Genomic DNA, 24,363 nt, shown 5'->3' with positions numbered 1-24,363 from the left:
CGCCGCCCGAGCGGCAACGCAAGCCCCCCACCCCCAACCTCCCACCACCACCGAGAACCCGTAGGAACCAGGACAGGAGCCTCCCGTGCACCCCACCGACGCCGTCGGCCGCCCCACTGCGAGCGAGCCGCCCACCGTAATCGAGCCACCTGCCGTGATCGAACCGCCCACCGTCATCGAACTGCGCCAGTACACCCTGCGCCCAGGCCGGCGCGACGAGCTGATCGAGCTGTTCGACCGGGAGTTCGTCGAGACCCAGGAGGACGTCGGGATGGTCGTCCTCGGCCAGTTCCGGGACCTCGATGATCCCGATCGCTTCGTCTGGCTGCGCGGCTTTGGGGACATGGCGGTACGGCACGACGCCCTGGCCGCTTTCTACGGCGGCCCTGTCTGGGCCGAGCACGGCCCCCGGGCCAACGACACCATGCTCGACTCCGACAACGTCCTTCTGCTGCGCGCCCTGTCGGACACGACCGGCCTCAGCCCCGCCGCCGCCCCGTTGGACACGACAGGCCTCACCCGTGCCCTCGCCTTCGCCGTCTCCCCGTCCGAGCGGCCCTGCCCGGGCGCCCCGGCACCGGACCGATTCGTATCCGCAACCGTGTGGTCCTTCCCGCCCGGGCGCGAGGGCGGCCCCGCGCTGATCCGGGACGGGCTCGTCCCCGCACTCCGCCGAACAGGCCCCGGGCCACTCGCCGTTCTCACTACCGAGACGGCACCCAACACCTTCTCCAGGCTGCCGGTCCGCACCGGCGAGAACGTCGCCGTGGTCGTCGGCTCGTACCCGGACGAGGAGGCGTATCGGCGCCAACTCGCCGCAGTTCAGGCCGATTCGCTCGTACGGGACGAGATCCTGCCCGGCGTCGAGCGTGAACAGACCGCCGCGCCCCGGACCTTGCGGCTGGCGCCCACCGGCCGTTCACTCATCCGCTGAGCAGAGCCGAACTGAAGGTGCTGAGCAGAAGTTGCCGTGTCTCGACCGGCTCAGAAACCCGTGGCCCGACCCGGCTCAGAAAACCGACTCCGCCTCGTCCATCCGGTCCTTCGGCACCGTCTTCAGCTCCGTGACCGCCTCCGCCAGCGGCACCATCGTGATGTCGGTGCCGCGCAGGGCCGTCATCATGCCGAACTCGCCGCGGTGGGCGGCCTCCACGGCGTGCCAGCCGAAGCGGGTGGCGAGGACCCTGTCGTACGCGGTGGGGGTGCCGCCGCGCTGGACGTGGCCGAGGATGACGGGCTTGGCCTCCTTGCCCAGGCGGTGTTCGAGTTCGTGGGCGAGGGCGGTGCCGATGCCCTGGAAGCGTTCGTGGCCGAACTTGTCGATCTCGCCCTTGAGGTAGTCCATGGTGCCCTCCACCGGGTGGGCGCCCTCGGCCACGCAGATCACGGCGAACTTCTTGCCGCGTGCGAAGCGCTCCTCGACCATCGCGACCAGGTCGGCGGGGTGGAAGGGGCGCTCCGGCAGGCAGATGCCGTGGGCGCCGCCGGCCATGCCGGACTCCAGGGCGATCCAGCCCGCGTGACGTCCCATCACCTCGACCACCATGACGCGCTGGTGGGACTCGGCCGTGGTCTTCAGGCGGTCCATGGCCTCGGTGGCGACGCCGACCGCCGTGTCGAAGCCGAAGGTGCGGTCGGTGGCCGAGATGTCGTTGTCGATCGTCTTCGGGACGCCGACCACGGGCAGTCCGCTGTCGCCGAGCATGCGGGCCGCCGTCAGGGTGCCCTCGCCGCCGATCGGGATCAGGGCGTCGATACCGAACTCGACGGCCATGTCGGCGACGTTCTCGCAGGCCTCCTGCAGCCGGTTCCGCTCCAGGCGGGAGGAGCCGAGGACGGTGCCGCCGCGGGCGAGGATGCCGCTCACTCCGTTGAGGTCGAGCGGGCGGTAGCGGCCTTCGAGCAGGCCCGCGTAGCCGTCCTCGAAGCCGATGACCTCGTCGCCGTACTGGGTCACCGCCCGGTGCACCACGGACCTGATCACCGCGTTCAGGCCGGGGCAGTCGCCGCCCGCCGTCAGTACGCCGATTCGCATCGTGCCGTCTCTCCCACTCGCTGCCGGATCCGGTTGGGGGTGGCCTCGATTGTTCCACGGCTGAACAAGAGGTGGGGCATCCCGTCGTTCAACGCGGCCTCGGGGGCGCGTAAGGCCTCGCTCGACCGGCGCCCGCTCCGCACGGGACCGGGCGCCCCGCGCGCGGGCGCCCCACCGGCGGGCGCCGCAACCGGGCCCGGCGGTATCGTCGTCGACGTCCATGCGGGCCGCGGAGGCGCCCCGGCGCACCGCACGCGACCGGCCGCTCAACCGCCGCACCACCTGCGCAGATGTGCAAGCGTCGGTCGCCCGGAAGCGGCGTCGGGACGGTGTGCCGGAGGTTCGGCGGGGCAGGCACGAGGACGGGCGGAAGCCGGACACGAGGACCGGCGGAAGCCGATGAGCAGTAGCGGATGAGAAGTAGCCGACTGAGCAGCAGCCGATGAAGGGGAACGCCGCGTGACGCGCAGTTTGTACGTGACCGGGACCGACCGCGGAGACGGCCGCCAGGTCGTCGAGCTGGGCGTGATGGAGCTGCTGACCCGGCAGGTGGACCGGGTGGGGGTGTTCCGGCCGCTGGTGCACGACGGCCCGGACCGGCTCTTCGAGCTGCTGCGCGCCCGCTACCGCCTCACCCAGGACGCGGCCTCCGTGTACGGGATGGACCAGCACGAGGCCGCCACGCTCCAAGCCGAGCGGGGCACCGACGAACTGGTCTCCCGGCTGGTCGAACGCTTCCACGCGATGGCCGGTGCGTACGAGATGGTGCTGGTCCTCGGCACGGACTTCGCGGACAGCCAGCTGCCCGACGAACTGGCCCTCAACGCGCGGCTGGCCAACGAGTTCGGCGCCTCGGTCGTCACCGTGGTCGGCGGGCGCGGGCAGAGCGCCGAGTCGGTGGAGGCGGAGGCGCGCAACGCCCACCGCGCGTACGCGGGGCTCGGCTGCGAGGTGCTGGCGACGGTGGTGAACCGGGTCGAGCCCGCGCTGCGCGACGAGATAGAGCGCCTGCTCGCCGGGCATCTGCCGGTGCCCTGTTACGTCCTGCCCGACGACCCCTCGCTCGCCGCGCCGACCGTACGCCAGATCGCGCACGCGCTCGGCGGCACCGTTCTGCTCGGCGACGACGCCGGTCTGTCCCGGGACGCGCTCGACTTCGTCTTCGGCGGCGCGATGCTGCCGAACTTCCTGAGCGCGCTGACCCCGGGCTGTCTGGTCGTCACCCCCGGGGACCGGGCCGACCTGGTGGTGGGCGCGTTCGCCGCGCACAGTGCGGGCACCCCGGCGATCTCGGGTGTGCTGCTCACCCTCGGGGAGCGTCCGAGCGAGGAGATCCTGCGGCTCGCGGAGCGACTCGCGCCGGGCACCGCGGTGATATCGGTACCGGGCCTGAGCTTCCCGACCGCCAACGAACTCTTCGCCCTGGAAGGCAAGTTGAGCGCCGCCACGCCCCGTAAGGCGGAGACGGCGCTCGGTCTCTTCGAGCGGTACGTGGACACCTCGGCGCTGCTCGGCCGGATCTCGGCACCGAGCAGCGGACGGCTGACGCCGATGATGTTCGAGCACCAGCTCCTGGAGCAGGCGCGTGCCACGCGACGCCGGGTCGTCCTGCCGGAGGGCACCGAGGAGCGGGTGCTGCGGGCCGCGGACGTGCTGCTGCGGCGCCGGGTGTGCGCGCTGACCCTGCTCGGCCCCGAGGAGCAGATCCGCAAGAAGGCCGCCGACCTCGGGGTCGACCTCGCCGACGCGGAGCTGGTGGACCCGGCGACCTCGCCGCTGCGCGAGCGCTTCGCCGAGCAGTACGCCGAGCTTCGCGCCCACAAGGGCGTCACGGTCGAGCTGGCCTACGACGTGGTGGTGGACGTCAACTACTTCGGGACGCTGCTCGTGGAGTCCGGCCTCGCCGACGGCATGGTCTCCGGCTCGGTGCACTCGACGGCGGCCACGATCCGGCCCGCCTTCGAGATCATCAAGACACTGCCGGGCACCGACATCGTCTCCTCGGTGTTCTTCATGTGCCTGGCGGACAAGGTCCTCGTGTACGGGGACTGCGCGGTCAACCCGGACCCGGGCGCCGAGCAACTCGCGGACATCGCCGTGCAGTCGGCCGGTACGGCACGGCGATTCGCGGTGGAGCCGAGGATCGCGATGCTCTCGTACTCGACCGGCGCCTCGGGCACGGGCGCGGACGTGGACAAGGTACGGGCCGCGACCGAGCTGGTGCGCGAGCGCGCGGGCGACCTGCTGATCGAGGGGCCGATCCAGTACGACGCCGCGGTGGAGCCCTCGGTCGCGGCGACCAAGCTGCCGGACTCCGAGGTCGCCGGGCGGGCCAGCGTGCTGATCTTCCCGGACCTCAACACCGGCAACAACACCTACAAGGCGGTACAGCGTTCGGCCGGTGCGATCGCGGTGGGGCCGGTCCTCCAGGGGCTGCGCAAGCCGGTCAACGACCTGTCGCGCGGCGCGCTGGTGCAGGACATCGTCAACACGGTCGCCATCACGGCGATCCAGGCCCAGACGCCGCAGGCTCGGACCTCACAGCCCCAGACACCGCACGCTCAGACCCCGGCGGACGCGTGAGCACCGCCCCGGCGGACGGGCCCGTCGCCGCCGTCGCCGCCGTCGAGAAAGGCAGTACCCCCGTGACCGCCGCGTCCCGTGTCCTCGTCCTCAACTCCGGTTCCTCGTCGGTGAAGTACCAGCTGCTCGACATGAGCGCGCACGCGCGGCTGGCCACCGGGCTCGTCGAGCGCATCGGCGAGGAGACCTCCCGTCTGGTGCACACTCCGCTGAACGGCGGCGAACGGCGCGAGCGCGGCGGCCGGGTCGCCGACCACGAGGAGGCGCTGCGCGCCGTCGCCGAGGAGCTGGCCGCCGACGGGCTCGGTCTCGACTCCCCCGAACTCGCCGCGATCGGCCACCGGGTGGTGCACGGCGGTTTGACGTTCACCGAGCCGACGGTGATCGACGAGAAGGTGCTCGCCGAGATCGAACGGCTCGTCCCGCTGGCCCCGCTGCACAATCCGGCGAACCTGACCGGCATCCGTACCGCCCGGTCGCTGCGCCCCGATCTGCCGCAGGTCGCGGTCTTCGACACCGCGTTCCACACCACCATGCCGGAACACGCGGCCCGGTACGCGATCGACCGCGAAACCGCCGACGCCCACCGCATCCGGCGCTACGGCTTCCACGGCACCTCGCACGCCTTCGTCTCCCGGGCCACCGCCGCGCTCCTCGGCAAGGACCCGGCCGAGACGAACGTGATCGTGCTGCACCTGGGCAACGGCGCCTCCGCCTCGGCGGTGCGCGGCGGCCGGTGCGTGGACACCTCGATGGGACTCACCCCGCTCGAAGGCCTGGTGATGGGCACGCGCTCGGGCGACCTGGACCCCGCGGTGATCTTCCATCTGATGCGGGTCGCCGGAATGGACGCCGACGAGGTCGACCGGCTCCTGAACAAGAAGAGCGGCCTGGTCGGGCTGTGCGGCGACAACGACATGCGCGAGATCCAGCGCCGCATCGAGCGGAACGACGAGGCGGCACGGCTCGCCTTCGACATCTACGTACACCGCCTGAAGAAGTACATCGGCGCCTACTGCGCGGTGCTCGGCCGGGTGGACGCGGTGGCCTTCACGGCGGGTGTCGGTGAGAACGCGGCCCCGGTGCGCGAGGCTGCGCTCACGGGGCTCGACGGTCTCGGCCTTCGGGTCGACGCCGAGCTGAACTCCGTACGGTCCGACAGGCCGCGGCTGATCTCGCCCCCGGACTCGCGGGTGGCCGTCGCCGTGGTGCCGACCGACGAAGAACTGGAGATCGCACGCCAGACGTACGAACTCGTCGGCACCAAGTGAGACGGGCGGGCGGCAGGGGTGCCCCGCTCGCCCGGATCACCACAGGGCCGACGGGCGCTTCGACAATATTCCGATCAGAAACAAACCGATAGGATCCGCCCCATGCGCCGTTCCAAAATCGTCTGCACGCTGGGCCCCGCCGTCGACACCTACGAGCAGCTTCGGACGCTCCTGGACGCCGGTATGAACGTGGCCCGATTCAACATGAGCCATGGCACGCACGCCGACCACGAGGCCCGCTACCACCGGCTGCGGGAGGCCGCCGCGGACACCGGCCGGGCGGTGGGCGTTCTCGCCGACCTCCAGGGCCCCAAGATCCGCCTGGAGACCTTCGCCGAGGGCCCCGTCGAGCTGGAGCGCGGCGACGAGTTCACCATCACCACCGAGGACGTGCCCGGCGACAAGTCGATCTGCGGCACCACCTACAAGGGCCTGCCCGGTGACGTCTCCAAGGGCGACACGGTCCTGATCAACGACGGCAACGTCGAGCTCAAGGTGACCGGTGTCGAGGGCCCGCGGGTGACCACGATCGTCATCGAGGGCGGGGTCATCTCCGACCACAAGGGCATCAACCTGCCCGGCGCCGCGGTGAACGTGCCCGCGCTGTCCGGCAAGGACATCGAGGATCTGCGCTTCGCCCTGCGGATGGGCTGTGACCTGGTGGCGCTGTCGTTCGTTCGCGACGCGGACGACGTCAAGGACGTCCACAAGATCATGGACGAGGAGGGCCACCGCGTCCCCGTCATCGCCAAGGTGGAGAAGCCCCAGGCGGTGGCGAACATGGAGGACGTGGTGCGGGCCTTCGACGGGGTGATGGTCGCGCGCGGCGACCTGGCCGTCGAGTACCCGCTGGAGAAGGTCCCGATGGTGCAGAAGCGCCTGGTCGAACTGTGCCGCCGCAACGCCAAGCCGGTGATCGTCGCGACCCAGATGATGGAGTCGATGATCACCAACTCCCGTCCCACGCGCGCCGAGGCGAGCGATGTCGCCAACGCCATCCTGGACGGCGCGGACGCGGTCATGCTCTCCGCGGAGTCCAGCGTCGGCGCCTATCCGATCGAGACCGTCAAGACGATGTCGAAGATCGTCGCGGCGGCCGAGGAGGAGCTCCTCTCCAAGGGTCTCCAGCCCTTGGTGCCCGGCAAGAAGCCGCGTACGCAAGGCGGTTCGGTCGCCCGCGCGGCCTGCGAGATCGCCGACTTCCTCGGCGGCCGGGGCCTGGTCGGCTTCACCAAGTCCGGCGACACGGCCCGCCGCCTGTCCCGCTACCGCGCCGCCCAGCCGATCCTCGCCTTCACCACCGAGGAGAGCACCCGCAACCAGCTCACGCTCAGCTGGGGCGTGGAGTCGTTCGTCGTACCGCACGTCGAAACCACCGACGCCATGGTGCAGTTGGTCGACGCCGAACTGGTCAAGCTCAACCGCTTCAACGACGGCGACACCGTGATCATGACGGCGGGCTCCCCGCCCGGAGTTCCCGGCACCACCAACATGGTTCTGGTCCACCACTTGGGCGGCGAGAAGAAGTCCTGACGGGGTCCGGCAATATCCAGGGGCTGTCCTGACGACATCCTGGGGCTGCCGCCGCGCGCGGGGGTGGCGCGGACGTGAACGGGCCGGTGCCGCACGGGAGTTGACCGTGCGACACCGGCCCGTTTCGCGTGAGCACGCCGGGAGCGGCCGGTGTCCTCGCCTACGGCGGCGGCTACGAGGCCGGGAAGGCGGGCGGCGGCGGTGGCGGCGGCCCATAGGGGGAAGCAGAGGGCGCACGCCCGGAGGACTGGTACGCGGGATCGTACGCCGGGGGCGGTGCCGGTGGGGCGAACGGCGAGCGCGGGGACGAGGCGGCGCCGGGCCGGGGCCCGTGAGCCGGTGGCGGGGGCGGCTGAAAGGGCAGCGGGGGCGGGACGTGCAGCGCCAAGGCCGCCTGGCGCGCCCGGTTCTGGGACGCCACCAGGGCGCCTACCGCGAAACCGACCACGATCATGATCAGCAGCACGTACAGCAAGGTCTCCATGTTGTCCGAGGAGCCACCCCCGTACGAGCCCCCGCCACCGTAGGAGCCTCCCCCGTCGTACGAACCACCGTAGGAGCCGCCCAGATGACCACCCCCGACGTAGCCGCCGCCTCGGCCACCGGACCCACCGCGACCGCCCGAGCCGCCCCGGCCACCGGCACCGCCTGCGGCGCCCGCGGCACCCGCGGCGCGGATCAGGTGTTCATAGACGCTCATGACGGACGCGCCGGGCAGTAGACATCGGTATCCATGGTGTTCCCCCGTTGACGCGGCACGAGGCCGCTCTCGCTTGTCACTTCTCGCTTATTGCTTACTGCTTCTTGCCTATTGCTTCTCACTTCTCGCTTCTCGATCGCAATCACAGTCTGCAACGGGAATCGCGCCAACTCACGTTCTCCGGGAGCTTGTTACCGATCAAGTACGGAGAAGGTGCCGTTCCGCCGCCATCTGCACCAGCACCTGCGACAGGGACAGCGACAGCGACAGCGACAGCGACGATGGCACGCTCAGTACCAGTTCGCGCGGCGGAAGAAGGCGGCGGTACGGCCCGCCCGCGACTGCCCTTCGGCCTCAATGAGCCACCCCTGCACAGGAGTTGGCGCCATGGCCCCGGGGGGCGCAGTGGGCTCACCGCCCCGCGAACCGCTCCAGCGCCGCCAGGACATGCTTCCTACTCGCAGACGTAGCGAGATGCCCCCCGTTCTCCACCACGTGCAACTCGCTGCCGGGCCAGGCCTTGTGGAGCTCCCAGGCGGTGTCCAGCGGGCTGCTGAGATCCAGGCGTCCGTGTACGAGTACGCCCGGGATGTCCGCCAAACGGTGGGCCTCGCGCAGGAGTTGGCCCTCCTCCAGCCAGGCGCCGTGGGCGAAGTAGTGGGAGCAGATGCGGACCAGGGCGAGTTTCGCGGCCGGCGGGCGGTCGCCGAACGGGGCGGAGTCGCCGCCGGTCTCGCCGGAGAGTACGGCGTCCTCCCAGGCGCACCAGTCGGCGGTGGCCTTGAGGCGTACCTCGGGGTCGGGGTCGTTGACCAGCCGGGCGTAGGCACCGACGAGGTCGCCGTCGGGGGCCGTGCCGGGGGCTCCGGCGAGGAAGCGTTCCCACTCGCGGGGGAAGAAGCGTCCGACGCCGCGGTAGAGCCAGTCGGTCTCGGAGCGCCGGGTGGTGGTCACGGCGTCCAGGATGATCTCGGTGACCCGTTCGGGATGCGCCTGTGCGTAGGCGAGGATCAGGGTGGAGCCCCAAGACCCGCCGTACAGAAGCCAGTTGTCGATGCCGAGATGGACGCGCAGGAGTTCCATGTCGGCGATCAGGTGGCCGGTGGTGTTGTGCTCCAGGGAGGTGTCCGGCTCGCTCGCGTGCGGGCGGCTGCGGCCGCTGCCGCGCTGGTCGAAGAGGATCGTCCGGTAGCGCTCGGGGTCGAAGAGCCGCCGCACGGTGGTGTTGCAGCCGGATCCCGGGCCGCCGTGCACCACCAGGGCGGGCTTGCCGTGCGGGTTCCCGCAGGCCTCCCAGTAGAGGAGGTTGCCGTCGCCGGTGGGCAGCAGGCCGTGCTCGTAGGGTTCCAGGGGCGGGTGCAAGTCGGAGCTCATCGGGGCAGTCCAGCCGACGGCGTGGGCGGCGTCAAACCGTTCGCGGCGGGGGCGCAGCCGCGCGGTCCGCCGGACGCGACCGTGGCCCGCACCCTCGAAAGGGTACGGGCCACGGCCCAACTGCGGCTCCCGGACGGGTACTTGGCGGGACTAGTTCGTGATGTACGAGTGCAGTCCCGGGACGGTGAGGTTGCCGCCGAACTGTCCTGCCTGGGTCACCTTCACGTTGGTGAAGTAGAGGAAGGGCAGGTTGAGCGGCGGCGGGTGCTCGGCGTCGAAGGTCATCGGGATCAGTCCGAAGAGGTTGCCGGACAGCCTCTCCGTGTACATCGTCACCGCACCGCCACGGATGGTGGAGGTGGTGCCCTTGCCCGCGGCGACGTGCGTCACGTTGCCGCCGTCGGGGATGTCGATGGTCTGGTGCAGATCACCGATGTCGACACCGTCGTTGATGATGTACTTCATGACCTGTTTGGTCTCGCCGTTGGCCGTGGTGACGTTGACGATGCCCTTGTAGTCGGCACCCTTCAACGTCAGCGAGCTGGCCTCCAGGAACCACGGCTGGTTCGGCAGCTGGGCCGGCGTCTGCTCGTCGCTGCCCGCGACCTTCTTCTCCACCGGGCACGGGAACGGCTTCTTGCCGTTCTCGTCCGGGGCCATCGGGTCCTCGGCACCGGGCTTCGCGGCGTCCTTCGCCTTGTCCGCGGCCTCGGTCGCCTCGTCCTTCGCCTTGTCCGCGGCGTCCTCGGCCTTGTCGGCGGCGTCCTTCGCGTCCTCGGCGAGCTTCGCCTTGGCCTCGTCGAGCGCCTTCTTCGCCTCGGTCGCGTCGGCCTTCTTGGCCTTGGCGTCCGCGAGGGCCTTCTTCGCGGCCTGGACGGCCGCGGAGTCACCGCTGTCGGGCTCCTCACCGGCGGGCGGCTCGGACGGAGCGGGCTCCTGCTCGGCGGGCTCGTCGGGCGTGAAGAGGTCCTTCAGCGCCTTGCCGAGACCCAGCGGGTCGAGCGGGTTGAAGTCGTCCTCGGACTCGGACGGTGAGGGGCTCGGCTCCGGCTCGGCGCTGTCGCCGCCGCCTTCACCCTTGGCCGCCTCGTTGGCCTTCTCGACGAGTTCCTTGGCCTTGTCGGCAGCCGTCTCGGCCTCCGACTTGGCCTTGTCGTACGCCTCCTGGAGACGCTTGAGGGGGTTCTCGCCGGAGTCCGCGCCGTCGTCCGCGGGCTTGTCCGTACCGGGCTCGTCCGTACCGGGCTTGTCACCCGGCTCGGTCTCGCCGCCGGTCTGCTTCCCGTCCTCGGCCTTGCCGTCCTCGGTCTTGCTGTCCTTGGCCTTCTCGTCCTCGGCTTCCTTGCCGGCCTCGTCCGGCTGCGTGACGCAGGGACCGTCCTGGAAAGGGTTCTTGGGCTGCGGCTTGGCCTGGGCGAGGGTCGGTGTCAGACCCATGCCCATGAGGACGGCGGTCGGCATCGCGGCGATGGCCATCGCCTTGCCCGCAGGCACATGAAACCTGGTGAAGAGCGGCTTCTTGGGCGCTGCATGCCGCGGCCCTGATCTTGCACGGGACCCTCCCGCCGGGTCCTCGCGCACCTCGTCAGCCGGCACGGTGCCTCCCGTTCGTCCCGTTAGTCGGGCTCGTTCCTGACAGGTCACTCGCCTCGCCCGAACCGTCCCCGGTGGCCGCGTCGGCACCCTTCTCGGTGCGCTCCGCGGCCCGACTCACCGGCTTGCCTTCCGCCCAGGAAATGCCGAGGGCGCCGCCCACGAGGGAGAGCAGGAAGCCGATGACGAGACCACCGAAGTTGGAGACGACCAGCGAGACCAGGGCGAGCAGGATCGTCGCGACACCCGCGAACACGCGCGACTGCTTCTGGAACCACATGGTCAGACCGAGCACGACGAGCAGCACACCGATGATCAGGGATCCGGCGCCGGCGGTGGTCGCCATGCGGATGGTCAGGGTGCCGAGCGTGAGGTTGGCGTACGGCAAGTACATGATGGGCACGCCGCCGAGAATGGTCAGAATGCCCGCCCAGAACGGACGCTGTCCGCGCCAGTTCCGGAACGACCGGCGCCATTCGCCGATCCTGCTGCTGCCCCCGCCCAACCCTGCCTGCGCTTCGGCGCTCATGTCGTACTCCTCGGGTATGGCGTCTGATACTCAGATGGATGCGGTGACGGGCACGGGGACGGCTCGGAGAACCCTCGCGTCCCCGCGCCCGGCCGTTGACGCATCAAGCACTGCTAGGCGGTGAGGCCTAGTAGCACTCGTGCTTGCCCTTCTGGACCTTCATGCCAAGGCCGGAGAGCTTGAAGGTGCCCGCGGTGGTCGCCCACGCACGCTGCTTGACGTCCTCGAAGTGCACCGATTCGGCCTGCTGCGCGAACGAGCCGGGGACGTACTTGTCGCCCTTGCTCGGACCCGGGCCCTTGGTGGTGCTGTCGACGTCGACGCCGATGTCGATGTTGTTGAACGTGGCGTTCGTCTGCAGGTCATCGGCGTCGATGTAAAGCTTCTTCGCCTCAACCTTGGGACCGCCGGGCTTGCCCGCGGTCAGCTTCATCGACACGTCGCCGAACACCGGGACGGGGATGACGACGGACTGGCACAGGTTGGTGATCTCTGCCGAGTCCAGACCGACAACGGCGACCGGGTGCTTGCCCGACTTACCGCTGTCCAGGGCTCCGTACTGAACGAAGCCCTTGCCGTCAAGCGTGTCAGCAGTGACCTTGAACTGCTGACCGGACACACTGAACGATGCCGCGAGCGCACCCTGCGAGAGGGCGACGCCTATCGCGGCGGTCGCCGCGACGCTCGGCACCATGACTACGGCGAACCGCTTCCATCTGGTTCCGCCACGAGCCAGGGACTCCATGACTTTCCTCCTTCTCGGACGTACATCTCCGGCCCTGACTTGCTCCCCGAAGGGCGGCTCAAGCCGGGCAGGGATGGGAGAAGTGCTACGTCCTCGGGAAGGAGAGCGCCCGCTTCGGAGGCGCTGGAGCGTTCCGAACCACGGCGATCACCCCCGAGCGACAACCACCGGCCACGTGTCTGCGCGGCCTTTCTCGGACAGGCCCTGCCGAACGGCAGAGACCCCCCTGTCCTGACCGACGCCACTGCCGCCGGCCACTCGGTGGGGACCCATCGTGACCCTCGATTCCCAACTGGCGTGCGGGCATCGTGGAAATGGACCGAGCTTGGCCGATCGTGGTGCATCTTCGGCGCAGGCACAAGGGGTCTCGTTACCCACTGGTAACGGCTGGATAACCGGGGCGCGACTCCTTGGCACATGATCGCAACGCAGGGTGTTACCCACCGGTCGCTGACATCAACTCAAAATGGGACATCAACTACCTTGTCGCCCGGGATTGTTTACCAGAAGTAACAGCGGCCGCGATTGCCAAGTTTTGGCAAAGCGCGGCCACCGTAACTCTCCGTCGACAAACCTTCACGTGCGCCCCACAAGGGGCCGTGTTTAGCCACTGGTCAGCCGTCGGGCGGCAGTTCGGTCAGAACAGCACCCGGGCCAGCTTGGTGCGGGCCGACATCACACGCGGATCATCCGCCCCGACGACCTCGAAAAGCTCAAGGAGCCTCAGGCGTACGGCATCCCGGTCCTCGCCCGCGGTCCTGCGGACGGTCTCGATGAGCCTGCCGAAGGCGTCGTCGACATGACCGCCGACGAGATCGAGGTCGGCTGCGGCGATCTGCGCCTGGACGTCGGCCGGGTCCTCGGCGGCCGCCCGGCGCACCTGCTGCGCGTCAACTCCCTGGACGCGGCTGAGGAGTTCGGCCTGCGCGAGACCCAGCTTGGCCTCGGTGTTGCCCGGGTCCTCGGCCAGGACGCTCTTGTACGCCTGCACCGCGCCCGCGAAGTCGCCCGCGTCCAGGGCCTGTACGGCCGCACCGAGCGCGGCGTCGTACGGTCCGGCCGGCTCCTCGACGGGGCCCCGCTCGGCCTCGTCCGCGTCGGTGTCGACGACGAGGCCGGTGAGCCCGAAGCGCTCCTCGGCGACCTGGACGAGCTGGTCGAGGGTCTGGCGGATCTGCGCCTCCGGGGCGGCGCCCTGGAACAGCGGCAGCGCCTGGCCCGCGACCACCGCGAAGACGGCGGGGATGCCCTGGACGCCGAACTGCTGCATCAGCATCTGGTTCGCGTCGACATCGACCTTGGCGAGGACGAAGCGGCCGTTGTACTCGACGGCGAGCCGTTCGAGCAGCGGGCTGAGCTGCTTGCAGGGCTCACACCACTCGGCCCAGAAGTCGATGACGACGGGAACCTCGGTGGAGCGCTGCAGTACGTCGCGTTCGAATCCGGCCTCGTTGACGTCGGTGACCAGGCTCGCGGGCGGCACCGCACCGCCGCCGCCCTGTCGTGCCGACTCGGCGCGGGCCTGCTCGGCCTTGGTCTTGGCCTCCTGGGCCGCCTTCACCGCGGCGAGGTCGACGACTCCACTCATGGACATGTTGCGTGGCTGCATGGGTACATCCTCCCCCCTCCGCGCGCGCCGTAGGAAAAGCGCTGGATTTCGGCCGTACGAACCCTGGGTTTCCAGCCGTATGCGGAGCGTCGGGGTCGGTCGGGTCCACGCCCGCCGACCCGCCCTCTGCACGGGTCACGCCCCGCAGTACGCCGTCAAGGCGTCTTCGACACTTCTTCAATGCGTCGTCGTGCGCGGCCCGCTGTGTCGCTTGTCGGGGCAGCTCGCCGGTTCGCGAGGCCTCTCGGCGGTCCGGCGCGGGCCGGAGTTCCTGGCGCCGGGTCCCCACCCGGGCCTGTGTGGTTGTCGCTGGCGCCGTCCGGGAGGGAGGACCTCACCCTTCTAACGCTACGAGTCGTAGCGTAACTGTCCGGGCCTCGGCGCGTACCCCGAATCCGGGTGATCTCCCTCACGGCAGGTCTGGATCCGGCCGGTATGGTCCCCCCATGCACAGCCGCACGTCAGGTCCCACCCGTACGGGACGCCCGCGCAGCGCCGCGGCCGACGCCGCGATCCTGGCCGCCGCCAGGGTCGCCCTCGTCGAACTCGGCTGGTCGAAGCTGACCATGGGCGATGTGGCCACCCGCGCGGGCGTGGCCAAGACGACGCTGTACCGGCGCTGGCCCAGCAAGAGCGCACTGGTCGTGGACACCGTGGCCGCGCTCTTCGACGAACTCGAACTGCCCGACTCGGGCAGCCTCGCCGGGGACATCGAGGGCGTGGTGCTGCAGTTCGCCGAGATCCTGAACCGGCCCGAGACCAGGACCGCCCTGATGGCCGTGATCGCCGAGTCGACCCGGGACGAGCCGCTGCGCGAGCACATCCGCGTCTCGATCGTCGACCGGCAGAAGCGTCTGGTCCTGGAGGGGCGGGCCAAGGCCCAGGAGCGCGGCGAACTGCCCGTGGAGGACGACACCGAGACCGCCGAGGCGACCGCGAGCCTCATCTTCGACGTGGTGGCCGGAGCCGTCGTGCACCGCTCACTGGTGAGCGCCGAGCCGGTGGACGTGGAGTGGGCGCGACAGCTCACCGAACTGCTCCTGGGCGGCCTCGTCGGCCTCGGCGAGGAGCGTGCGGCCACTCGGGACGCCGGGCCCGAGAGGTAAACGGAGACGAGACGGAGGCAGAGACAGAGACGGAGACGGAGTCCAACTCGGCCCTGATTCCGCTCTAACCGCCACCGATCCCACTCGCCCCGCCCTGCCCCGCTACCGCTCACCCGCTCACCGCACGGCGGAACCCAGTGCCGCCAGCACCTTGCGCGCCGCGGTCAGGCCGCCCTCGATCGCGCCGTCGATCGTGCCCGGGTAGCCGGTCGCGAAGTCGCCGCCGGCGAAGTGCACGCGGCCCTCCGGGACCTGGAAGTCGGCCCAGGACGCCGCGAGTTGACCGGGGCGGAACACGGCCCAGGTACCGCGGGCGTACGGATCCGCGGTCCAGGTACCGCGGGCGTACGGATCCGCGGTCCAGTCGTGACCGGTCAGAACCCCGCGGGCTCCGTGTACACGCCCCACTCCTCGCGCAGGACGCCGCAGATCTCGCCGAGCGTGGCCTCGGCGCGTACCGCGTCCAGCATGGGCTCGATCATGCCGGAGCCGTCGCGTGCGGCGGTGCGCAGGGCGTCGAGGGCGGTGCGCACCGCGGCGGCGTCGCGGGCGGACCTGCGGTCGGCGAGCAGGCGCACCTGCTCGTGCTCGACCTCGTGGCCCACGCGCAGGATCTCCAGGTCACCCGTGACCGAGCCGGTGGCGACGTTGACGCCCACGACCCGCTTCTCGCCTTTCTCCAGGGCCTGTTGGTAGCGGAACGCGGACTCGGCGATCTCGTCGGTGAACCAGCCGTCCTCGATGCCGCGCAGGATGCCGGAGGTGACCGGGCCGATCGGGTGCACGCCGTCCGGATGGGCGCGCAGGCCCCGTTCCTCGATCCGCTCGAAGATCCTCTCGGCGTCGGCCTCGATACGGTCGGTGAGCTGCTCCACGTACCAGGAACCGCCCAGCGGGTCCGCCACGTTCGCCACCCCGGTCTCCTCCATGAGGACCTGCTGGGTGCGCAGGGCGATCTCGGCGGCCCGTTCGCTCGGCAGCGCGAGGGTCTCGTCCAGGGCGTTGGTGTGCAGCGAGTTGGTGCCGCCGAGGACCGCCGCGAGTGCCTCCACGGCGGTACGTACGACGTTGTTGTACGGCTGCTGCGCGGTCAGCGAGACACCGGCGGTCTGGGTGTGGAAGCGCAGCCACTGGGCCTTGTCGGTCCGTGCCCCGTAGACCTCCTTCAGCCGGCGGGCCCAAATGCGGCGCGCGGCGCGGAACTTGGCGATCTCCTCGAAGAAGTCCAGATGGGCGTCGAAGAAGAACGACAGGCCGGGTGCGAAGGCGTCGACGTCCAGGCCCCGGGAGCGGCCGAGCTCCACGTAGCCGAAGCCGTCGGCGAGGGTGTACGCAAGTTCCTGCGCGGCCGTCGCACCGGCCTCGCGGATGTGGTAGCCGGAGACGGACAGCGGCTTGTAGGCGGGGATCCGCGCGGCGCAGTACTCCATGAGGTCGCCGATGAGCCGCAGATGGGGCTCGGGCGGGAAGAGCCACTCCTTCTGGGCGATGTACTCCTTGAAGATGTCCGTCTGGAGGGTGCCGTTGAGCACGCCGGGGTCGACGCCCTGGCGCTCGGCCGCGACCAGGTACATGCAGAAGACGGGCACCGCCGGGCCGCTGATCGTCATCGAGGTGGTGACCTCGCCGAGCGGGATGTCCCGGAACAGGGCCTCCATGTCGGCGGCCGAGTCGACGGCCACCCCGCAGTGACCGACCTCGCCGAGCGAGCGGGCCTCGTCGGAGTCGCGGCCCATCAGGGTCGGCATGTCGAAGGCGACGCTCAGGCCGCCGCCGCCCGCCTCCAGGATCATCCGGTAGCGCTCGTTGGTCTGCCGGGCGTTGCCGAACCCGGCGAACTGCCGGATCGTCCAGGTGCGGCCGCGGTAGCCGGTCGCGTACAGACCACGGGTGAACGGGTACTCGCCGGGCCACCCGATCCGCTCGAAGCCCTCGTAGACATCGCCCTCGCGCGGGCCGTACACCGGCTCGACCCGGTCGCCGGAGAGCGTGGTGAAGTCGCCGTCCCGCTTCGCGGCGGCGTCGTAGCGGGCTTGCCAGCGTCGACGGCCGTCCTGGATGGCGTCTGGGTCCATACCCCGAATCTAGTGGCGGGTCGGGCGCACGTCCTTTTGACGACGGCCTTTTGACGACGGCCGTCCGGCGCCGCAGTGGTGTCGTCGCGAGCGGCCGGAGGGAACGACGGAACCCCAACGACGGAACGGCCGCACACCGGGTCGGGTGTACGGCCGTTTCGCGCCCGGAGCCGGTCGGCTCGGGGCTGCACGTATGCGGGTCGGGCGGCGCTCAGGCCTTCGCGGGGGCGCTGTCCTCGGCGGTCCCGGCGACCTTCGCCTCCAGTTCGGCGCTGACCTTGCGCTCCACGAAGAAGGCGGCGGTCGGGATGGTCCCGGCGAGCAGCACCCAGAGCTGCTTGCCCACCGGCCACTTGGCCTTGGAGCCCAGGTCGAAGGCGAAGACCAGGTAGACGACGTAGAGCCAGCCGTGCGCGATGCTGACGACGCGCGTGAAGTCCGCGGCGCCGCCCAGGTCGAGCACGTACTTGGCGATCATGCCGAGGGTCAGCAGGACCAGCAGCACACCGGTGACGTAGGCCATCACGCGGTAGCGGGTCAGCACGCTCTTCTTCATGCCTACGAGACTAACCGCCCGTTTTGCTCGCTCCGTACGCGGGCCCGACCCGGGCCGGGTGGCCTTCGTCTCGTCCGGCGCCGGGACGGCACAGGACGGACAGGACAGCAACAGCCGTAGACCGAGCCCCGTCACGGCCGCCCCCGCGCCCGCCCGGCCCGCCCCCGGCGCCAGAGTTCGCCACCCGGCCCGAAACCGGTCACGCCCCGGCCACTGCCACCAGGAAATCTCCGCGGTTCGCCCCCCGAATTTCGCAGAACTTCCCGCAGACCCCCGAAGGGCTTCTCATGGACCGCAGATCTCTGCTCACCGGCGCCGCAGCCGGTGCCGGGGCCGTGGCGCTCGGCGCCGCGGCCCCGCTTTCCGCCCACGCCGACGGGCGCCGGGCCCCGAGCGCGCCGCTGGCCCGCTTCAACGTCATCAGTGACATCCAGGGCGACCTCACCGACCTGAGCACCGCGCTGAAGGACATGCGCACGATCAACCCGGACAGCGCCGGGCTCGCGGTGGCCGGTGACATCACCCCGCGCGGCTACGACGCCGAGTACGCGGCGGTGAAGGAGGAGTGCGCGAAGCACACCCTGCCGAAGACGGTGGCCTGGGCGATCGGCAACCACGAGTTCTACGTGCCGAAGTGGCGCACCCCGAGCGAGCTGGCCCAGGACACCTGGCCGAACGGCACCACCGAGGACTCGCTGTTTCGCAGCTTCTACAACTTCGCGGGCCGCAACAAGGTCCAGGCCGAGCACTCCTTCGGCGGGATCCCGGTGCTGAGCATCGGCACGGAGCGCTACATGCACTACCACGACCCGCAGCTGTGGGACGAGGTCTGGCTGAGCGACGCCCAGCTCGCCTGGCTGGAGGACCGGCTGCGGTACTGGTCCCGGCAGCGCAAGCCCGTCATGGTGATCACGCACCACCCGCTGCCGAACACGGTCTCCGGCAGCCACAACAAGCTCTACTCGAAGGACTACCTCCAGGCCGACCGCCTGCTGCAGATCCTCGGCCGCCACCGCGACGTCTTCCTGTTCTGCGGGCACACGCACTGGGACCTCGGCCTGTCCGACTGGTACGTACGCCGGGTGGTGCCGGGCACCGCGAACCTGGACGGCTTCTCGGTGGTCAACACCGGCGCGATCCAGACCGGCTACACGGACGACGGCAAGGGCGGCGAGGTGACCGTCGAGGGCGCCTTCAACCAGGGGCTCCAGGTCGAGGTGCACCGGGACCGGGTCGTCATCAAGGCGCGCGACTTCGCCAAGCGCGACTGGCTGAAGCAGATCACGGTGCCGCTGCACACCACCCTCTGACGGCACGGCCCCGGGGCCGCCCGTCCGGCGCCGCACAGCGCCCGGCGGGCGGACCCGCGTCCGCTGCTTCTCCTGCTTCTCCTACTGCTCCTACTTCTCCTCGAAGTCCTGCGCCGCCACCCGCAGCGGCCGGAGCAGCGCGAAGATCTCGCCGCACTCCTCCTCGTCGTAGGCGCGCAGACCGAAGTCCATCTCCATCAGGTCGCGGGTGGCCTCCTCGACCACCTTGGCGCCCTTCGGGGTGATGCTCGCGAGGGTGCCGCGGCCGTCGTTGGGGTTGGGCCGCTTGTCGACGAGGCCCGAACGCACCAGGCGGTCAACGGTGTTGGTGACCGAGGTCGGGTGCACCATCAGGCGCTCGCCGATCTTCGACATCGGCAGCTCGCCCGCCTGCGAGAAGCTCAGCAGCACCAGGGCCTCGTAGCGGGCGAAGGTCAGTCCGTACGGCTTGACCACGGCGTCGACCTCGGCGAGCAGGATCTGGTGGGCGCGCATGATCGAGGTGATCGCGGCCATGGAGGGCGCGGCCCCCCAGCGCTGCCGCCACAACTCGTCGGCGCGGGCGATGGGATCGAAGGACAGGCTGAGCGGTTTCGGCACGCCATGGACCCTATCGGCCGCCCGCCACACGGATCCGCCCCGTCTCGTACTCCGGTACCTTCCGCTCGCGATTCGGTACCTGCCGCGGCGGGCGAGCGGGGTGCCCTCGGCCGGGTCACGGGATGCCCGGTGTCGCATCCCGTACCGATAAGCGGCCTATGTCACGATTGCGGCATTGTCCGTGCCCGGACGGGGCGCGTGCGTGCGCGCACCCGCCGCGCACCGCGACCCCGCCACCGTCGACCGACGCCCGTCAAGAGGTGCTGATGTCCCGGCCGCTGCGTACCGCCGCCCTCCTCCTCGCCCTCGGCTCACTGGCCGCGGGTTGTTCCGGTCTCACCGGCAGTGCCTCCGCCGAGCAGGGCCCGGACGGGCTCGGCAAGACGGACTCGCCGTTCTGGGTGGACCGGCACGGCCCGGCGGCGGAGCAGGTGCGCCAGTGGCGCGATCAGGGGCGCGAGCAGGACGCGAAGGCGATCGAGCGGATCGCCGAGCAGCCGGTGGCGATCTGGCCCGGCGGCAGCGGGGCGGCGGGGGCCGTACGCAAGGTGATGCGGGCGGCGGCCGAGGACCGGCGGACGGCGGTCCTCGTCGCGTACAACATTCCGCACCGCGACTGCGGCCAGCACTCGGCGGGCGGGGCGGACAGCGGCGCGGAGTACCTCAGCTGGATCGCCGAGTTCGCGCGCGGCATCGGCGACGGCAAGGCGCTCGTGGTCCTGGAACCGGACGCGGTGCCGCACAACGTCGACGGCTGCACCCCGCCGGAGTACCACGAGGAGCGCTACCAACTCCTCGGCGCCGCCATCGAGTTGCTGAAGGAGCAGCCGCACACCCAGGTCTACCTGGACGCCGGGAACCCGGCCTGGATCCGCGATCCGGCCAGGCTGGCCGACCCGCTGAAGCGCTCCGGCCTCGCCCGCGCGGACGGCTTCGCCCTGAACGTCTCCAACTTCCAGACCGACGGGACCAACCTGGTCTACGGCCACCGGCTGTCCAAGCTGACCGGCGGCAAGCACTTCGTGGTCGACACCAGCCGCAACGGCCGCGGCCCGCTCGCGGGCCGCCGCGGCGAGGCCTGGTGCAACCCGCCGGGCCGGGCGCTCGGCAAGCCCCCGACCACGGACACCGGGGACAAGCTCGTCGACGCCTACCTCTGGGTCAAGCGGCCCGGCGAGTCCGACGGCACCTGCCGGGGCGGCCCGTCGGCGGGTACCTGGTGGCCGGACTACGCGCTGGGGCTGGCGCGCGGCGCGCAGGGCTGAGCGCCAGCCCGCCCGGGCGGCCTCTCCTCTCAACTGCCCACCCAGGACTGTCAGTTGCGTACGCAAGACTGCGCGCAGCAACCGACCGTCAGGGGGCGCACATGGAGTACGGCTGTCCGGCCGGAGAATTCCTCGGACACGAGGAGCACGGCGGAAAGGACACGGAGCAGGGGGCCGAGGGGCTGCTCGATCTCGACTGGGACGAGCACGCGGACGTCGCGGTCCGTGTCCATCTGCTCGACCGCTGGCTGCGGGAGGACGATCCCGCCGCGCCCACCGTCCTCACTCGCCTGTGCACGGACCAGAAGGACACCAGCCTCACCCCGGACACACTGACGCGCTGCGGCCTGTTTCCGCTGACCGCTCCCGGCGGCGGGGCGCGACGCGAAGTCCGTGAGTGCCGTCCCGTCACCGTGCCCGAAGCGGCCGCCCTGCTGGAACAGGCCCTGTTGGAACAGACCTTCCTGGAACAGGTCCTGTTGGATCAGACCTCGCTGGAAGAGGCTCCGTCGGAACAGGCCTTGCCGGCCCGGGACTTGACGCCGTCACACCGGGTCGCCCTGCTCGCCGCCGACCTGCGCGAGACCCTTGTCTCGACGGGGCAGGAGGCGGCGGTCGTCACGGTGGCCGATCCGGTGACCGGCGAAGTGGTGGCGGGCGAGACACATGTCGTCGTGTCGACCACGGCGTGGTCCACACCCCTCGTCCGCATCAGCGTCATGCCACGCACCGAGGAGGGCGCGCCCGTCAATCCGGCGTGCTCGCTCGCCGCGTGCGCCGACGGGGTCCGGCTCGCGCCCGGGGCGTACCCGCTCGCCGAGCGGCGCGTACGGGCGGTCTGTGCCGGGACCGTGCTCGCGTCCCTGCTGGAGTGCGACGGCCGTGGCGCGTTCCGGGTCGGATGGCAGCCCCACGGGCTCGCCCCGGGGCGCCATCTCGACCTCGCCTCGGTACGCGCCTGGTGGGCGACGACGACCTGGTACGAGCGCTACGACGAGGACCACATCGACCTCCAGTACGACTACGGCGCCGGTGACTGGCTCGGCCGCCACTCCTTCCTGGCGCCCACTCCGGAGGAACTGGACGACGAATCGGGGGACTTGGGCGATCAGGGGATGAAGCACCTTGCCCTCGGCGATCCCGCGACGGAACAGGAGAACGGTGTCTGGATGATCGGCGAGGGACTGCGCCCTCTCCAACCTGCCGCTCTCCTCGACGAGTTGGACGCCTTCGCCGCCGCCTGCGCGCAACAAGCGGGAGCCGGGGCCGAGTTGGTGGAGCACCTGCTTGCCGAGCTGCTCTTCGGCCCGGTCGCCTCGGTCGGCGGACCGGAACGACGGCTGTCCGTGTGGGCCGACTCCGACGACAACGGTGCGTTCTGGCGAGCCGAGGACGGGACGATCGACATCGACGACGACGCGCGCCGCCTCCTCGTCGTGGGCCCGGAACAAGCCCTGTACCTCGTCTTCAGAGGCGACCTGGGCGCCTGACCCCGCGGTGGACCGTGGCCCGCCCGCCACCGGACCCCGCCCGGCTCACTTCCCCACCTTCACCCACCGCGCCTCCGACGGCGTGCCCTCCTTGTCGGTGACGAAGAGCATGTACCAGCCGGGCGGCACCAGGGTCGGGTCCTGGGGCACCCGTACCGTGATGTTGTCCTCGCCGCGCTCCAACTGCAGTGCCAGGGACCGCTGTTCGACATCAGTGGTGTGGGTGACCGCGCTCGGCCGCATCAGGCGGGCGCGGGCGATACGGCCGGGCCGCTCGGCCGGGAAGGTCAGGTGCTCGCCGAGGTCGGCCCGCTCCGGGCCCTTGCCGAGGGCGGGGCGGCCGCTCTTCTTCGCACGGTGCAGCGCGGGCGGGGTGTAGATCTCCATGCGCTGCTCGAAGTGGCCGAGCTTGGTGTTCTGCTGGTCGTCGAAGAGGGGGTCGGAGCCGAAGGTGGCCACCCGGCCGTCGGGCAGCAGCAGCGCCTCGGAGTGGTAGTTGCGGCCCACCTCCGGATCGGCGGCCTTGCTGAAGGTGTTGGTCTTCGGGTCGTAGACCTGCGCCTTGTGGATGTTGCTGGCGCTGCGGCCGCGGTAGTCGCTGGAGCCGTTGGTGGTGAACACGGTGTCGTCCGGCATGATCACGCTGTTCAAGTACCGCGTACCCTGCGGGAGTTCGGGCCCGGTGCGGAAGGCCGGGTTGTCCTTCTTCAGGTCGACGACGGCGGTACGCGCGGTGGACTTCCTGGACTCGCCCACCCCGCCGCCGCCGAGGATCATCACCTTCTGGTCCTGCGCGGGCGGCAGCAGCACCGAGGAGGAGGTCTCGGTCTGGTCGAGGTCCTTCAGGCCGGGCACCTTCTCGAAGGTGTTCTTCTTCAGGTCCCACAGGCCGGGCTCACGGCCCTTGTCGGCGGGACCGTAACCGGCGTTGGAGGCCGGGTAGAAGAGCTTGCCGCCCTTGGTGAGGAAGAGCGCGGGGTAGGTCGGGAAGTAGCGCTCGGGGCCCTTGGACCACTTCTTGGTGCGCGGGTTGTAGATCTCGTTGTCGCCGGGGTCGATCATCCCGACGTCGTCGAGGCCGGAGACCGCGAGCACCCTGCCGTCCTGGAGCCCGACCAGCGTCGGGTACCAGCGGGCCTTGTCCATCGGGTCGACCTTGATGTACCTCTCGGCCCTCGGGTCGAACTCGTAGGCGGCCTTGATGCCCTGGAAGTCCTGCTTGTCCATGGTGATCTTCTCGGAGAGGCCGTAGACGTCGTCGGCCAGGGCGCCCTTGAGGCCGACCACCTCGTACTGCGCCTGCCGGTCCGTCACCGAGCCGCGGCCCTTTCTGACCGCCTCCACGAACACCCGCATCTCGCTGGACTTCACCCTGACCTGACCGGGCTTGCCGCCCTTGACCGGGACCTTCTTCGCCTTGGGCACCCTCACGTCGAAGCGCGAGACGTACTCCACGCCGGACGGCGAGCGGAAACGGGTGCCCTTCTTCAGGAAGACCGCACGGTCCGGGTCCTCGTTCTTGACCCGCATACCGCCGCCCGCGCGCTCGACCTCGCCCTCCAGGAGCTCGTAGCGCGCGGTGCCGCCCGCCACCAGGAGCCGCCCGTCGGGCAGTTGGGCATGACCGGCGCAGAAGAAGTCGTCGGGGGTCTCGATCTTCTTGTACGTACCCCGGACCGGGTCCCACAGCACGGTGTCGAAGGAGCCCGCGTCGAACTTGCGCTGCTCGTTGCCGGAGCCCGCGACGATCAGCACCTTGCCGGTGTGCAGCAGGGCGGCGTGGATCGCGTTCGTACGGAACTTCTCCGGGATGGCGACCTGCTTCCAGGAACCGTACTTCGCCTGGTAGCCGGGCTGCGCGATCTTGTACTCGTGGTACTTGTCCTTGGCGAAGCCGACCGCCGCGGGTGCGTTGAGTCCGGCAAGCACGGCGACCCCGGCCACCCCGAGTGCCGTCTTCTTCAGTTTCTTCGAGGGCGTGTAGGCCAT

The 24,363-nt window shown here is 70.5% G+C and carries 20 protein-coding genes; 8 read left to right on the top strand and 12 right to left on the bottom strand.

Annotated elements, in window-relative coordinates; all coding sequences use genetic code 11:
• Window positions 1-139 precede the first annotated feature (139 nt).
• Window positions 140-934 carry an NIPSNAP family protein gene (locus tag HUT18_RS25585; RefSeq protein ID WP_176104802.1) on the top strand — a complete coding sequence of 265 codons (795 nt, stop codon included), beginning with the start codon at window positions 140-142 and terminating at the stop codon, window positions 932-934.
• Window positions 935-1,009: 75 nt separating this feature from the next.
• Here the strand turns inward: HUT18_RS25585 and HUT18_RS25580 are convergent, their stop codons facing one another.
• Window positions 1,010-2,035 (bottom strand): ATP-dependent 6-phosphofructokinase, encoded by a 1,026-nt coding sequence (locus HUT18_RS25580; protein WP_176102891.1) that lies wholly within the window; start codon window positions 2,033-2,035, stop codon window positions 1,010-1,012.
• 459 nt (window positions 2,036-2,494) lie between these two features.
• On the opposite strand from HUT18_RS25580, the gene pta reads away from it, so the two are divergent.
• The 3 genes from pta to pyk all read left to right on the top strand — a co-directional run bounded on the left by pta (window position 2,495) and on the right by pyk (window position 7,422).
• On the top strand, window positions 2,495-4,618 hold the full coding sequence (pta, locus tag HUT18_RS25575) for a phosphate acetyltransferase (protein WP_176102890.1): 2,124 nt from the start codon (window positions 2,495-2,497) through the stop codon (window positions 4,616-4,618).
• Window positions 4,619-4,680: 62 nt separating this feature from the next.
• The gene (locus HUT18_RS25570; protein ID WP_176104801.1) at window positions 4,681-5,889 is read left to right on the top strand and encodes an acetate kinase; all 1,209 of its coding nucleotides are present in this window, start codon (window positions 4,681-4,683) and stop codon (window positions 5,887-5,889) included.
• A 102-nt stretch (window positions 5,890-5,991) separates the two neighbouring features.
• Complete coding sequence (gene pyk, locus HUT18_RS25565) at window positions 5,992-7,422, top strand: pyruvate kinase (RefSeq protein ID WP_176102889.1); 1,431 nt, start codon at window positions 5,992-5,994, stop codon at window positions 7,420-7,422.
• A gap of 172 nt (window positions 7,423-7,594) precedes the next feature.
• On the opposite strand, the gene HUT18_RS25560 is transcribed toward pyk, so the two are convergent.
• The 6 genes from HUT18_RS25560 to HUT18_RS25535 form a co-directional block, all read right to left on the bottom strand.
• Window positions 7,595-8,122: a hypothetical protein gene (locus tag HUT18_RS25560; protein ID WP_176102888.1), complete on the bottom strand. Its 528-nt coding sequence runs from the start codon at window positions 8,120-8,122 to the stop codon at window positions 7,595-7,597.
• A gap of 411 nt (window positions 8,123-8,533) precedes the next feature.
• Complete coding sequence (gene pip, locus HUT18_RS25555; protein ID WP_176102887.1) at window positions 8,534-9,496, bottom strand: prolyl aminopeptidase; 963 nt, start codon at window positions 9,494-9,496, stop codon at window positions 8,534-8,536.
• Window positions 9,497-9,646: 150 nt separating this feature from the next.
• On the bottom strand, window positions 9,647-10,990 hold the full coding sequence (locus tag HUT18_RS25550) for a hypothetical protein (protein ID WP_254878803.1): 1,344 nt from the start codon (window positions 10,988-10,990) through the stop codon (window positions 9,647-9,649).
• A 91-nt stretch (window positions 10,991-11,081) separates the two neighbouring features.
• Entirely contained in the window at window positions 11,082-11,618 is a 537-nt protein-coding gene (locus HUT18_RS25545; RefSeq protein ID WP_176102885.1) for a DUF6114 domain-containing protein, read from the bottom strand.
• A gap of 127 nt (window positions 11,619-11,745) precedes the next feature.
• Window positions 11,746-12,363, bottom strand: coding sequence for a DUF6230 family protein (locus tag HUT18_RS25540; RefSeq protein WP_176102884.1), 618 nt, complete (start codon window positions 12,361-12,363; stop codon window positions 11,746-11,748).
• A gap of 637 nt (window positions 12,364-13,000) precedes the next feature.
• Window positions 13,001-13,972 (bottom strand): tetratricopeptide repeat protein, encoded by a 972-nt coding sequence (locus HUT18_RS25535; RefSeq protein WP_176102883.1) that lies wholly within the window; start codon window positions 13,970-13,972, stop codon window positions 13,001-13,003.
• A gap of 446 nt (window positions 13,973-14,418) precedes the next feature.
• Here HUT18_RS25535 and HUT18_RS25530 point away from each other — a divergent pair, with 446 nt between their 5' ends.
• The gene (locus HUT18_RS25530; protein WP_176102882.1) at window positions 14,419-15,078 is read left to right on the top strand and encodes a TetR/AcrR family transcriptional regulator; all 660 of its coding nucleotides are present in this window, start codon (window positions 14,419-14,421) and stop codon (window positions 15,076-15,078) included.
• A 117-nt stretch (window positions 15,079-15,195) separates the two neighbouring features.
• On the opposite strand, the gene HUT18_RS25525 is transcribed toward HUT18_RS25530, so the two are convergent.
• From HUT18_RS25525 to HUT18_RS25515, 3 genes are all read right to left on the bottom strand, one after another.
• Complete coding sequence (locus tag HUT18_RS25525; protein WP_217710520.1) at window positions 15,196-15,486, bottom strand: FAD-dependent oxidoreductase; 291 nt, start codon at window positions 15,484-15,486, stop codon at window positions 15,196-15,198.
• Window positions 15,453-17,153, bottom strand: coding sequence for a methylmalonyl-CoA mutase (locus tag HUT18_RS25520; RefSeq protein ID WP_176102881.1), 1,701 nt, complete (start codon window positions 17,151-17,153; stop codon window positions 15,453-15,455). The genes HUT18_RS25525 and HUT18_RS25520 overlap by 34 nt, the downstream gene beginning before the upstream one ends.
• A gap of 211 nt (window positions 17,154-17,364) precedes the next feature.
• Entirely contained in the window at window positions 17,365-17,709 is a 345-nt protein-coding gene (locus tag HUT18_RS25515; RefSeq protein ID WP_176102880.1) for a DUF3817 domain-containing protein, read from the bottom strand.
• Between the two features lie 287 nt (window positions 17,710-17,996).
• On the opposite strand from HUT18_RS25515, the gene HUT18_RS25510 reads away from it, so the two are divergent.
• Window positions 17,997-19,019, top strand: coding sequence for a metallophosphoesterase (locus HUT18_RS25510; RefSeq protein WP_176102879.1), 1,023 nt, complete (start codon window positions 17,997-17,999; stop codon window positions 19,017-19,019).
• A gap of 90 nt (window positions 19,020-19,109) precedes the next feature.
• Here HUT18_RS25510 and HUT18_RS25505 read toward each other — a convergent pair whose 3' ends face one another.
• A complete protein-coding gene (locus tag HUT18_RS25505; RefSeq protein WP_176102878.1) occupies window positions 19,110-19,619 on the bottom strand; it encodes a MarR family winged helix-turn-helix transcriptional regulator in 510 nt (169 codons plus the stop codon).
• Between the two features lie 266 nt (window positions 19,620-19,885).
• Between HUT18_RS25505 and HUT18_RS25500 the strand changes: the two genes are divergently transcribed.
• Together HUT18_RS25500 and HUT18_RS25495 are read left to right on the top strand one after the other, a co-directional pair.
• Window positions 19,886-20,884, top strand: coding sequence for a glycoside hydrolase family 6 protein (locus tag HUT18_RS25500; RefSeq protein ID WP_176102877.1), 999 nt, complete (start codon window positions 19,886-19,888; stop codon window positions 20,882-20,884).
• Between the two features lie 101 nt (window positions 20,885-20,985).
• Complete coding sequence (locus HUT18_RS25495) at window positions 20,986-22,374, top strand: hypothetical protein (protein ID WP_176102876.1); 1,389 nt, start codon at window positions 20,986-20,988, stop codon at window positions 22,372-22,374.
• Between the two features lie 45 nt (window positions 22,375-22,419).
• Here HUT18_RS25495 and HUT18_RS25490 read toward each other — a convergent pair whose 3' ends face one another.
• Window positions 22,420-24,363, bottom strand: a complete 1,944-nt coding sequence (locus HUT18_RS25490; protein WP_176102875.1) for a galactose oxidase-like domain-containing protein — start codon at window positions 24,361-24,363, stop codon at window positions 22,420-22,422.

The sequence above is a fragment of the Streptomyces sp. NA04227 genome, from assembly GCF_013364195.1.
Classification (GTDB): domain Bacteria; phylum Actinomycetota; class Actinomycetes; order Streptomycetales; family Streptomycetaceae; genus Streptomyces.
Note: the sequence above shows the minus strand (reverse complement) of the source record. Positions and strands in the feature narration are given on the sequence as shown.